Annotated in this window: 11 protein-coding genes; all 11 read right to left on the reverse strand. The window is 45.7% G+C overall.

Annotated elements, in window-relative coordinates; all coding sequences use genetic code 11:
- Positions 1-48: 48 nt before the first annotated feature.
- The 11 genes from AC58QM_RS13380 to AC58QM_RS13430 all read right to left on the reverse strand — a co-directional run bounded on the left by AC58QM_RS13380 (position 49) and on the right by AC58QM_RS13430 (position 13,307).
- Complete coding sequence (locus AC58QM_RS13380) at positions 49-828, reverse strand: ABC transporter ATP-binding protein (protein WP_497284674.1); 780 nt, start codon at positions 826-828, stop codon at positions 49-51.
- Positions 829-861: 33 nt separating this feature from the next.
- Positions 862-2,037, reverse strand: coding sequence for an MFS transporter (locus AC58QM_RS13385; protein WP_497284676.1), 1,176 nt, complete (start codon positions 2,035-2,037; stop codon positions 862-864).
- Positions 2,034-3,245 (reverse strand): ROK family transcriptional regulator, encoded by a 1,212-nt coding sequence (locus AC58QM_RS13390; RefSeq protein WP_497284678.1) that lies wholly within the window; start codon positions 3,243-3,245, stop codon positions 2,034-2,036. The genes AC58QM_RS13385 and AC58QM_RS13390 overlap by 4 nt, the downstream gene beginning before the upstream one ends.
- A gap of 58 nt (positions 3,246-3,303) precedes the next feature.
- Positions 3,304-4,038, reverse strand: coding sequence for a glycerophosphodiester phosphodiesterase (locus tag AC58QM_RS13395; RefSeq protein WP_497284680.1), 735 nt, complete (start codon positions 4,036-4,038; stop codon positions 3,304-3,306).
- 109 nt (positions 4,039-4,147) lie between these two features.
- Complete coding sequence (locus tag AC58QM_RS13400; protein ID WP_497284682.1) at positions 4,148-5,461, reverse strand: ABC transporter substrate-binding protein; 1,314 nt, start codon at positions 5,459-5,461, stop codon at positions 4,148-4,150.
- A 65-nt stretch (positions 5,462-5,526) separates the two neighbouring features.
- A complete protein-coding gene (locus AC58QM_RS13405; protein ID WP_497284684.1) occupies positions 5,527-6,414 on the reverse strand; it encodes a carbohydrate ABC transporter permease in 888 nt (295 codons plus the stop codon).
- Positions 6,415-6,429: 15 nt separating this feature from the next.
- Positions 6,430-7,314 (reverse strand): carbohydrate ABC transporter permease, encoded by an 885-nt coding sequence (locus AC58QM_RS13410; RefSeq protein WP_497284686.1) that lies wholly within the window; start codon positions 7,312-7,314, stop codon positions 6,430-6,432.
- A 211-nt stretch (positions 7,315-7,525) separates the two neighbouring features.
- Positions 7,526-8,929, reverse strand: a complete 1,404-nt coding sequence (locus AC58QM_RS13415; protein WP_497284688.1) for an ADP-ribosylglycohydrolase family protein — start codon at positions 8,927-8,929, stop codon at positions 7,526-7,528.
- Positions 8,930-9,012: 83 nt separating this feature from the next.
- On the reverse strand, positions 9,013-9,867 hold the full coding sequence (locus AC58QM_RS13420; RefSeq protein WP_310499200.1) for an AraC family transcriptional regulator: 855 nt from the start codon (positions 9,865-9,867) through the stop codon (positions 9,013-9,015).
- Positions 9,868-9,942: 75 nt separating this feature from the next.
- A complete protein-coding gene (locus tag AC58QM_RS13425; protein WP_497284690.1) occupies positions 9,943-11,544 on the reverse strand; it encodes a response regulator transcription factor in 1,602 nt (533 codons plus the stop codon).
- Positions 11,545-11,576: 32 nt separating this feature from the next.
- Positions 11,577-13,307: a sensor histidine kinase gene (locus AC58QM_RS13430; RefSeq protein WP_497284692.1), complete on the reverse strand. Its 1,731-nt coding sequence runs from the start codon at positions 13,305-13,307 to the stop codon at positions 11,577-11,579.
- Positions 13,308-13,342 lie beyond the last annotated feature (35 nt).

Below are 13,342 nucleotides of genomic sequence, written 5' to 3' on the forward strand. Positions count from 1 at the left end.
AGATCGTACAAAGAGACCCTCAGCAAAAGACTGAGGGTCTCCGTTTATTTAGGGAATGGAAATCCATGCCCGCTGGTTCTGCCAATTCACTTCTACAGAGGTTTCAAAGAAAGAGGACAAACTGTCACTAGTCAGTACTTCGCGCGAGTCTCCTTTGGCAAATACACCGCCCCGGCGAATGAGTAAAGTTTTGCCAAACACAGGAAGAATCTCTTCAATATGATGGGTGACAAATAGGAGCGTCGGGGCATTCGGGCTCTTGACTAGTTCACTAATACTGGACAATAAAGCTTCTCTAGAAAGAAAATCCAGACCGTTTGTAGCTTCATCCAAAATTAACAGCTTCGGTGATGCCATTAATGCTCTGGCAATGAGCAGCTTTTGTTTCTCTCCCTGCGAGCAGGATTGATAAGTACGATCATACAAATGCAAGCAAGACAACTGCTGCATATACGCCCTTGCACGGTCGTAATCTTCTTCACTCGGTTTATCATATAACCCTATAGATGCATGTTTGCCACTGATTACGACATGCTGTGTTCTATCTGAAGCATACAACTTCTCCTGTAAGGATGAACTGACCCACCCAATTGACTTGCGCAATTCTCTTATATCAACGCTTCCAAAAGGATGCCCCAAGACGGACAATTGCCCTTTCGTTGGCCAAATGTAGCCATTAATCATGTTGAGCAGGGTTGTTTTGCCTGAGCCGTTTAGTCCAAGAATAGCCCAATGCTCGCCCTTGGCAACTTGCCAAGTTATATTTTCCAAGATGATCTTGTTATCTCTATTCCAACCTATTTCGTTCATTTCAATCACCTGAGTCATACATTCGCCACTCCTTCCCGAGTTAGATTCCTCCTACATTCCTGGACGTGTATGAACGAGCTGTGGGCTTTTATTCCGGTGTACACCTGCTAATAGAAGGACAAAAGCTGCTCCCGCAAGTAAGACACAGACGGCAAATAATTCCAAGGAGTAGCCCTTATTCATCAGCCATCCCCCCATGCCACTGCCTAAGACACCAGCGAGACTGAACATCCACATCGAAAGCAGCATTTGTCCTGTTGATCGCAACGCTGTTGGGACAATAGATCGCACGTAATACATGGCCGCGACGTACATCAATGCAAATGTTGCGCCCTGGAGCGCTTGACTTATCATAAGGCCTGCCAAGTTCCCCGTTGTCCAAATGAGCAGCCATTTGACTCCATAGCAAGCCGCAGCTGTGCAGAGTACACGGATTGGACCATATTTGTCGACCCATGCCGCCGCCCGGTAAAAAAATGGGATTTCGCAAAGTGCAGCAACAGACCAGCAGAGTCCTACAAACAATTCCGTACCGCCGATATCTTGTGCATAGATGCCTGTAAAATTATCTGCTGCTCGGGAAGCACAACCTAGCAATAATAATGCACCCATGATGAACCATAATCCCGGCTTTCCCTTCCATATGGTCATGATAGACCAATTCGACCTCGTACCGGAAATATGGCGAGGCTCATCCGGCAATGGCAGCAGACAAATCAACGAAATTACCAAACCTACTGAATAAAGAACATACAAAACTACAGGACCCGTTTGCTGTGAAATCCATCCCATACAAGGCGCGGCACAAGCAAAACCCAAGCTCCCCCAAATACGATAGGCCCCATAAGGCCGCCCACCTGTTTCGCTGAGTGACATGTTCCACGAATCAACCAAGGGAATGACCGGAGAAGAAAAAATGACAAATATCAAATATCCCATCAACAATAGCATGCTATCTTCCGAAGTAAAAAGGATACCAAGACCAACCGTCATCCCGACTAAACAACATAGGATAATTCTTTTCACTCCGCCGAGCCTGTCACTTACAGCCCCCCAGGACGGTTGAGCCACCGCGCCTGCTACAAGTCCCGCAGACAGAAAGGCCCCGATCTCCAGGAGCGAGAGGCCTTTCTCTTTAAGGACTAAAGGAAGATAGATAATATTCATCGCTGTCGTGCCGTAATAAATAAAATAGAATGCCATAAGCCATCGTGCTGTTGAAATCATGATCCAGAGCCTTCTTTTCCTGAAATCGTATTCAATAAACCCTGATGAAAAACAAGTGAAGCAGCCCCAATGGATCCGTTATTCTGGTGAAAATCAGAAAAAATAATCGCTGTACTCCGATTGCTTGCTCTAGTCGTCTGTTCCATAGCGGTGGTCATAGATGGGGCAAACCATGACACAGCTCTTATTAACTCACCTCCGAGGATCACCGCTTGCGGATTCATTAAGTTAATCGTATTTCCCAATACAAACCCTAATCGATCTCCAACGTCCTGAAGCTCCTTTACGGCTCGAGTATCCTGCTTCTTCAGCAGTGTCACTATTTCCCCGAAGCCGCCGTCCAGACCCATTTTTTTCCCCAGATTCTGAACCGATACATAGGGTTCTAGACACCCCCGTTGACCGCAGTAGCACAACTCGCCGTTTAGTTCGATCTTCACATGACCGATTTCCCCTGCTTGGTATTGATAGCCCGAATAGATCTCATGATTGATGACTATTGCGCTACCGACACCTTCATCCAAATAGACGCAAAGGACATGACCCAAATCCTCCTCCGGACGGGACCACACCTCACCAATGGCAAAGGCTCTAACATTATTATCAATGAAAACAGGAATGCTGAACCTGTCTTCCAAAAGTGAACGAACAGGAACCTGAAACCAGCCAAGATAAGGTGAATGTATGACAATGCCTTCATGGGAATTAACGATTCCTTGGACACCTACCCCAATGCCGGTAAAAATGGATGCTTCAGGTACCTTCGCTAACAACATTTCGATGATCTGAATCAGCATGTTCAGCAATTGTTCAGCCGCATCTTGAGCTTCGACCGAGTTCGTATCCCGTATTGGCGTTAAAGAAAGTGACAGCTTCTCCTGATGCAACAGCATACGGTTGTAATCCATAAGCACGCCGGCAACATGACTTTTGGTCACCTCTACGCCAATTGAAACCAGACGCTCCCTGTTTAACCGCAGCTGCGTAGGTCGTCTCCCGGCTCCCCTTAAGGATAACGTCTCCTCTTCTACAACCAAGCCTTGATGCAGTAAATCCCCAATAATATTTGTGACTGTCTGCTTTTGAATCCCTGATTTCCGAGAAATTTCAATACGCGAGGTGAGCCTCTCACGGTGCAGCAGCTTTAGAACCTTGCTCTGATTATTCATCTTCATCCACAGAAAGCTGTTACCTTGCTCGGTTTTCAAACCTCATCCCCCTCACCCATTTCTTTCCTACAAAGGGCTTAGGCAGCTATGCCCTGATCTACTCGACGGAAATGGCGCTGTTTTCTTTACTGGCTAGAGCCATTGATAATTTATCTGGAAAATTAATCGTCATTCCGTCCACCCCGCATGACAAGGCTTTGTGCATCAGCGGTTCACTAAATGCTCCCCATGCTCTGACCTCTAGTCCGTGTGCTTTCGCGAGTGCAACACCTTCCGCAGTAATGAACTCAGTGGCTGGGCAAATCTGTTGACAATTAATCTCTTTCACTTGCTCGATAGAAGAAAGATCAATATGTCGGACCAAATGTCCCATTTTGATGGTCGCATCTTTTGCTCGTACGGCCCGAAGATTATCGTATGAAAAGGAAGTAACCGTCACTTGCTCACGGACATCATATTTCTCAATATAGTAGAGCGTTTGCTCCTCTATAAACTTATCTTTTAATTCTAACGCAAACAGCAATGGTTTTCTCCCAAAATAATGAAGAAACTGCTCATAGGAAACTAAGCGTTCCCCTGCATAGCGCGGTGAGTACCACCCTCCCGCATCCAACTGCTGCAGCTCCTCCCACGTATAATCAGATGGAAGTCCTGTACCATTCGTCGTTCTATTCAACTCATTATCGTGAAACAGAATGACAACGCCATCTTTCGTTATCTTGAGATCCGTTTCGATACCGTTAGCTCCCATCTCGATTCCCTTATAGAATGACGCTAACGTATTCTCTGGGGCATATTCGGAAGCCCCTCTATGTGCAAGATTCATAAACATTCAATAGCACTCCTTTAACATAATAATTTTTGATAGTGATGTCCACATATGGTAGAAAAAAAGGAATGCTCGCCAATAGGCAGGCACTCCCCGAACCAGTAACCGGTATTTACTTGTAACTTTTCATAAATACGTCAACATCCTGCTGTAGCTTATCAAGCAACTTTTGCGGATCTGCCTTGCTGTCACCTTCCACAGTTTCCAGAGCAGTTACTAACCCAGACCAAATCAAGGAGTCAGCTGGATGAATAGCTTGTCCATACAAATACTCAATTTGTCCCATATTTGCCTTGAAGCCATCATTTTCCTTCAGCAACTTTTGGAATTCCGGCAAATCTGTGGATGTCTTGCGAATCGGTACATACCCTGATTTCATGCTTGTTTTTGCAGCATTCTCCGTATTCGTCAAGTAAGAAACAAAGGTCCATGAAGCCTTTTGCAATTCATCATTGGACTTGAAGATACCTAAGCTGTTACCACCAATCGGTGTTGTCCGAGATTGAATCATCGGAAGAGGAGCGACGCCTACTGCAAATTTGTCACCTACTTGCTTTTGAGTAGCAGCTAAGGCGGAACCTGATTTGAATAAAATCGCTACTTTACCTGAATTGAAATCTTCTTCAGCTGTCTTGTGCTGATTTGGCGCCATTGCTTTTTGCACATTAACGAGATCTTGGAACGATTTTAATGTCTCTACGGATTCTTTGCTGTTGACAGTAATCTTATTTGCTACAGGATCTACTATTTTCCCACCACGGTTCCAGGTCATTGGCTGTAAGTACCATGGTGTGTCTGCTGCTGTATTAAAGCCCCAAATGTCCGTCTTGCCATCACCGTTTGTGTCCTGAGTCAGCTTCTTGGCCGCTTCCACTAATTCATTCCAATTATCTGGCGGTTTAATTCCCGCTTTATCCAGCATCGTTTTGTTATAGTACATCACAGGTGTCGAACTGTTAAAAGGAATCGTCCACAATTTTTCCTTGTATCGGAATCGGTTCCAGAAGGCCGGATAAATATCGTCGATATCTTTTTTATCCATAAATTGCTCGATCGGAATTAGCTTGCCACTGTCGGCAACTTGCGGTATCCCGTGTCTTTGACCAAGCTGCACGACATTAGGTAATGAATTAGCTACTACACCCGCCATGACCTTCTTCGCCATTTCATCGTAGTCACCCATAAATTCAGCTTTTATTTTAATGTTCGGATATTTGGATTCGAACTGCTTAATGTCATCCGCATAAAGGTCTTTATTCGTTGACCAAAAGGTTAAAGTCACTTCCTTAGCTGCCGCAGTTGTAGCCGATGCAGCCGTTGCCTGCTGACCAGATGAGTTGCCTTGATTCACATCCTCTTTCGAAGCACAACCTGCCGCTGTAATAACTGTTACTGCACTCATGATTGTAAGTAGTGTTTTTTTCATAATCTTGTATATACCTCCTAAGAATATGGAATTCGATAGTTTCATGCTCATCACTGTCATACTGGTTATTTCACTCCGGAATGCATCACCCCTCGAATGAAATACTTTTGAGCCATCATGAACACGACCATAACAGGTAAAATGATGAATGTGGATGCTGCCATCAGCTGCGGCCATTGGGTGCCAAGCTCCTTATCCACCATGTAACGAAGACCGATCTGTACGGTTCTCATGTCTGCGGAATTCGTAATTAATAGGGGCCACAGATAGCTGTTCCACGCCCCAAGGAATGCGAACAGACTTAATGTTGCAAGCACTGTGCCCGATAGCGGCAAAACGATTTGAAACAGAATTCGTAGGTGAGAACAGCCGTCCATTCGCGCAGCTTCCATGAAATCTTTTGGAATCGTGAGAAAGAACTGACGAAGCAAAAATATGCCAAAAACGCTGCATATGCTTGGTATGATGAGTCCAGCATAACTATTCATCCAACCTAGCTCCTTAATGACTAAATAGGAAGGGATCATCGTTGCTTCAAATGGAATAATGGTCGTAGCTACGATGGCGATGAACATCACCTTTTTCCCCCGAAACTCAATCCACGAAAAGGCATAAGCCGCTAGACTGCTTGTGATAATTTGTCCTACAACAGTGCCTATAGACATCACGAAACTGTTTAGAAAGAACCGGCCAAATGGCGCACTTTTCCATGCCTTTATATAGTTATCCCAGTGCCATTCCTTTGGTAATGAGAGGAATGAGCCTGTGAAGATTTGATCGATTTCCTTAAAGGAGGAAAGAACCATCCATAGGAACGGGATCATCATAACAACAGCACCAAGCACGAGAATGAGATATGTGATCAGTACGGAAATGTGATCAGATTGCAGTCCCTTAATCATCGAATAGCTTTTCATTTTTGGTGCCACTAATCTGGTTTGAGAAAACATCATCTTACCTTCCTTCTCTTATTGATAGTGTACTTTCTTGCCTAACAGCAGCATTTGCAACAGGACAAGAAGCAGTACAATCCCGAATATGACCATAGAAATGGCTGACGCATACCCCATCTGGAACAATTCAAAGGCGTAGTGGTACAACTGCACAACAATGAGTTCACTGCTTTTAGCCGGTCCGCCCTGTGTCATGACATCAACTTGGGAAAACGTCTGAAATTGCTCAATCGTTTGCAGAATCAACAACAGGAAAATTGAAGGCGTCAGCAGAGGCAGCTTGATCTTGATAACCGTCTGCCATTTCGTAGCACCATCTACCTTGGCAGCTTCCATGACTTGATTATCGATCGATTGAAGACCTGCCAGAAAAATAATGACGCAGTAGCCGATACTCTTCCAAATCGACATGATGGATATCGACAACAACGACGTTTTGGTATCGTTCAGCCAGCTTAGTGGCTCGACACCGAACCAGCCCAAAAACTGATTCATCAATCCGTAATCCGGATGGAAGATGAACATCCATACAACGGAGATCGCTACCGTCGAGGTGACCATCGGCATAAAAAACATGGACCGAATCAATATGATTAATTTCTTAGACCCTCGATCTAACAGCAGTGCAAAGAATAGAGCTATTATCAATGACCCCGGTACTGTGATGAAAGCAAACAAAAACGTCAATTTTAATGAGTGATAAAACTCATCGTTCGTAAACATTCTTTCGTAATTATCCAAGCCTACGAAGGTAGGATTAGGCCGCAGCATATCCCAGGAAAAGAAACTTAATCCAGCACTATAGAAGATAGGGATCATGACAAACACAATAAGAACAAGAAGCGAAGGCGCGAGAAACAAGTACCCTGCTAAGTTGTTTTTCCATTTTTCCAGTGTCAAAAACGACCATCCTCTCAACTAACCCTAATTAGTAAAATTATTTGACTTATTACTTTTTAAGTTTACGAAAGGTTTGTCATCGCGATATTATCGTCCATTTAATAATTTGTAAAAGATGAAAATGCCATTACTACTAAAAAGCATAACAAAAAAAGCTCCCCCACTTGCTCGTGGAGAAGCCTTGATCCTTTACACTATTTCCTCTTTGCACTTATTTCGCCAATCCAGCAGCATACTCCGCCGAAATCTTCTTGAACACCTCATAGCTGCGATTAGCACATTCCGAAATCGCAATCGGATGGAATCCTGTCACCTCTGCGTATAACGTGTCGTTAAGCGGTTCCGCCCATGACGCAGGAAGCTTATCCGCTCCTAACTTTGCTCCCATAATCGATCCAACGGTAGCGCCGTTGCAGTCGGTATCCCAGCCCCCTAGCACAGATGTCGTAACGGCCAGTTCAAAGTCATCCTTAGCGAAAATCAATGAGGCAGCAACTAAAGCTGCATTATTGTTCGTATGGACACAATGATAGTGCTCGAACGCATTCCAAATCCGCTCGACTAAATCTAATTGATCCACCGACGTACGCGCAATTTCCACGGCTTGTCGAATATCATGAGCTAAGCGGCTATTGCTCGGAATTTCGCTGAGTCCAGTTTCCACAATGCGTTCATTATCACTTTCGTTAAACGCCGCTGCAATCATAGCAGCCACAAACATTTCCCCATAGATACCGTTCTTCACATGGGAGAAAGAAGCGTCTCGCCAAGCTAAATCAGCGGCCAGTTCCGGATTTCCCGCAGCGCCATATGCCAGCCCATCGGCTCTAATCTGCGCACCAATCCACTCTCGATACGGATTCAACCACGTTCGTACCCAGTCACTCTTCTCTGCCCATTCCTCCGTTTTTTCACCTTGCATATGGGAGGTCACCTGAGCAAAGTTTAAATAAGATTGCGTCTCTGCCGTACATACTTGCTGGTAGCTAAGGTACTTATGCCACAGCTTGCCAATATTCCAGCTATCGAAATCCAACCCTTTTTCCTCCAAAAGAATCAACCCTAGCACGGTATAACGGATATCATCGTCGGTTTCCATAAACTGAATGTTTTCTTTCCAGCTTTTCTTACACCAGTCATTTATTTTCAAATCGAACTCAATTGACGCTCGTGAACTCCCTGGGACATATCCACGAATTGGCCAAGCATCTGCACCCTTAAACCACAGCTCAATATTTTTCCAGCCGTCTCTTCCCCCGCTGCCATACATAAATTGTCCATTCTCAAACGGTTTACCTAGTGCACACCCGATACTTCGGCCGAGCCACGCACCTTGAAATTGGTTGCGCCATTCAGCTTCCGATTTATTCGCCGGTAATTGGCGAGGTCCTTCGGGCCGCAGCGCACGGATACCAGCCAAGTCGGAAGGTTCTTCAAAAGGGAAGTCAGCACTAATTTCAAGCGCCATCAACTGACCATAAACCGTCATCAGCTTCGCTTCGTCATCTCCAGCTTCAGCCCACTTGTCCTGAAACCCGCTGACATCGCAGCCCTCTTCTCGTCTTTGTACAATTTCTAAACGCACAATATCCTTTAACTTCTCCCAACCAGCCATCGTAAAACCACCTTTTATGTAAGAATTTAAGCTGATTATACGAATTTACTTCTACCTAATCTTCTCAATTTCTTTCACACTTCTCAAAATAATTGCTTGACGCCAAATTGTTTACGATATTCCTGCGGGGATAAACCAGCATCCAAGTTAAAAGCACGATAAAACGAAGCCAAACTCTGGAACCCGCTGGAAAAACTAATATCTGCGATACTATCAAGGTTCGTCACGAGCTGCTTCTTCGCATCGCTGATCCGCAGCTGTGTCATATAGGTCAAGAAGCTGATGCCCGTATGCTCTTTAAAAAAACGACCTGTCCGTGCAGCGCTCCAACCTAAATGAGCGGCAACATCCGTCAGCTGAAGAGGCTCACGAAAGCGTTCTTTGACAAAAAGCATCATTTCTTTTATCTCACGCTGTGAACTGGACATTTTAGCCCATTCCTCTTTACTAAATGAACTCCTGTAATGGCGAAGCAAAATAACACCAAGCTCCAGCAATTTGCAACGGGAAAACGTCAGATAACCCTCAGCTTTCGCGTTTAGTTCCTCATAGATCTGTTGAATGAGCACGCCGATTTGCTGAGCAAGCGGTGTTCCGGCTGCAATGTGATTCTCAAATCGCTCTGACCGATAGGCAAATGGCAGCAATAATTTCTCATCTTCTTCAAGGAATAGACTCGGATCAAAATTCAGAAAAATATATCGGCTCGGATCGTGTTGAGCAGACTGAGCAATATGCAGCTCCGTATTGTTGACAATAAAGACATCACCTTTGCGTACTTCATACTGCTTATTTTCAAAAATAAACTGCCCTTTGCCTTCCTTACAATAACCAATTTCCAAGCTAGAATGGAAATGAAGGGGCTGCGGATACGGCTTCGGACACCAAAGAAAAGCATTAATGGGAATGAGATTGTCATATTCTATTTTCTGCTTCATTTGGTTTACATCGACCTTCTTTATGGATAAAATTTGACGTTTCCTAAAACTAGATAAGGCAACCGCATGCTGCGATTACCCCATTTTACTCTTATACTGTGTCGGTGTAACCCCTGTATAGCTCTTAAACAACTTACAGAAATAGCGATAGTCCGAGATACCGACTGCGCCGGATACTTCGTATATTTTCATCGTGGTCCGCTCCAGCATCTCGCTTGCTTTCTCCATGCGAACACGGTTCACGTATTCTAGAAAGTTCTCGCCGATCTCCTGTTTGAACATCTGCCCCGCGTACGAGGGATGCATATGAACGAGCTTGGCGATCTCTGCTAGCTGCAAATCCGCTTGATAGTGCTCGCGAATGTAGCGGCACATCCATTGGATCTCTTTGCGAACAGTCACCGGAGGCTGATCTTGCTGATTCCACCATTCGCAGATGGCATCCATGGTTGCCAGCCACCACTCACAGTAGGTGTCCCACGTCGTCAGTCGATCGATGCCACTTAACCTAGCAACGACGTTGTCTGGCAGCCGCACAAGTTCAGGTTGCAGCATTTGTCTCGTCAGACGGAGCAAGTCCCCTGGGTGAATCGGTGGCACGCCGAGCGTAATCATTACGGCTACAGCTTCCCTGAAAGCCTCCACATTCTCACGCTGCAAAGCCTTGATGACAGCCGCCGTCCACTCCCTCGACTGCTGCGCATCGAGTCGCCGAAGCACGATCGAGCGTTTCTCACCCTCCGCATAGAAATACGCAGCCAGCCCATCCCTGCCTTTGCGTACAAGATCAGCTAGCTGTTTCTCTGTCCATCTTAGCTTGCCTAACTCTTCAACAGATCCGATATGAGCGAGGCTCTTCACAGGAGCAAAGCTATTTACCGCATCTTGCGCCATTCTCGCTAGTTGGCTCAAATGAAAGGCAGGAATCTCTCGCTTCGAACCGATTAACAATACTAAATGAGTATGTTGCAGAGGTAGTATAGCCACTCCGTTACCATCGCCTAACAACTGCGCATCCAGTTTGGCTTCAAGTATTTCGGCTAGTTGGCTTTGCAGCTGCACGAGGTCTTCAAGCGATGTCTCACTTTGCCCTAAACTCTCCGTCACGCGCCAGCCTAGCGTTATTCCGGCCACATAACTCGCGGATTCCACACCTGCCAGCCACTCACCGGGCACGGGAAGCTCTGGCATACTTCCATCGCCATCCGTCAGCCGCTCTGTCCATTGGCGCTTCTTGGCCCACTCTTTCTCCCTTTCGAGCTTAAGCTGCATCTCTAGCTTGTGATCGATATTGAGCTCTTGCTCCAGGTCCTCAGCCACCTTGCGGCAAGCTTCAAGAATTTGCTCTGGGGTTTGCGCGAGCTTAATTAAGTAGTTATCCACGCCTAACTCAATCGCTTGCCTCGCATATTCGAACTCACCGTAAGCCGTCAAAATAACGATTCGGACGCGCGGCCACCTTTTCCGCACATAGGCAGCTAACTCCAGTCCATTCATATTCGGCATTGTAATATCCGTAAGCAACAAATGGGGCACTTCCCGCTCGATCATGCTGATTGCTTCTTTGGCACTGGAAGCTGCGCCCATGAACGTAAATCCCCCGTCTGACCAAGGAATACGCTGCGCAAAGCGCTCCCTTACCCACTTCTCGTCATCTACCATCAGTATTTTCAGCATGATCGTCTCGTCCCCTCTCCCCGACGCTATCCTTACTCTCTCGGCTCTCCAGCCGGCAGATGAATCGTCACCGTTAACCCCTCATCCGGTTCATTGGCAAAATGCAGGCCATAGGGATAACCAAATGTCATTCGCAGTCTCTCTTGGACATTCCGCATACCTAAATTATTCAAACCTTTATTCAGATTGGCAGCACCTGTTTCCTCTAGCAGCAGCTTCAGCTTATCCGGCGCAATCCCCGGTCCTGTATCGGAAACCTCCAGTACCACGCTGGCTCCCTCATGCGCTTTGCCACAAACAATAATATGATTGACCTCTTCCTTACTGAGCCCATAGAAAATACTATTTTCCACCAACGTAATCAACGTCAGCTTGGGGATCGGCGTGGCATTATAAATCTCTGGTACGGCAATATCCATGACAAAAACGTCCCCATACCTAAGGTTCATAATCTGCACATAATTATTCAATTGCGCTAATTCATCCTCGACCGTTACAATGTCCCCTACCTTGTCTGTCGAGTATTGCAGCAAACCCATCAACGAGCGGATCATCTCGCACATCTCCTGCGTTTGTCCCGTTTCCCCCAAACAATAGATCGCATTGAGTGTGTTATTCAAAAAATGGGGATGAATCTGCGATTGCAGCACCTTGAGCTCGTGATGTCGCTTCTTTTCTTCCGCTACGCGCAAGTCATTAAACAGTGATTGGATATCATCCATCATGCCATTAAACCCATTAGCAATATGCGTAAACTCATCATTGCGTTTGAGCTTAATGCGAGCCTCCAGCTCCCCGCGCGCCGCTGCCTTAAATTGCCTTGTAATCGCCGTCACCGGCTTGCGAATATAGTTCGTAATCCAGACGGATAGGATGAAAGCAAGCAGGATCGCCACTAGCAAAACAAACACCAATTGCTGCTTCAACGAGTCAATAAGCGGAAAAGCTTGCGACTCCTCAATAACCGAGAAAACGAACCAATCCCAGCGGTTTTGATTTGAACTAAGGACCATATAGTTGCCAAATGAGGTGTGAACAGTGTTAAAGGAAGTACCGCTTTGCTGCGTAAGTACTTGTAACGCCTCTTTCATTTCCAAATGATTGAGATACGTCTTCGGGTATGCTAGGTACGTGTTTGTGGAGAGGTAATCGCCTTGGCCAGTAAATAAATAGATACGCCGCTGATGATCCGGATCGTCTTGAATAATTTGCGGTCCAGTCAGCGCATTTAAGTTAACATCCATGGCTACCACTCGCCGGCTGTCGATTTGCTTAGCGACTGTGAGGACAAAGTGGTCATTGATCGTATGGGGAGGGCTCCACCAGAAGCCCGTTTTACTCGTTTGATTAGTGATTTCCGCTATACGTTCCGCCGGGACGTATACACGATAACCATAAGGAGAGGAGATCCGTACCGTGTTATCTTCGATGACATATATACTGGCGATCTCCTCTTGATGATAGGACAACACATTTTCCATGAGTTGAACGAAATCTTTTTCCCCCATATTATAGAGGACTGGTGTGGAGAGGAAAATCAATTGTGTTTGTATATTATTCATTAAGGTTTTAATATAATTTTCGACTTGAACGACGGAGCCTTGCAGTACTTTTTCGTTGTTTTGCTTGATGGGCTCGAATAGTCGTTGGTAGCTGAACACGCCGATCACCAGAAACAGCACGATAACCGACATGAAGGTAAGAATAAAAAGCTTGGTGGAGACGCTGGAGATGAAGTTAGTTCTTCTAAGCCGACGAAACATGCCAGATCCCCCTATACCCTACAGACCCTATTATT

The organism is Paenibacillus sp. J22P165 (genome assembly GCF_059692015.1).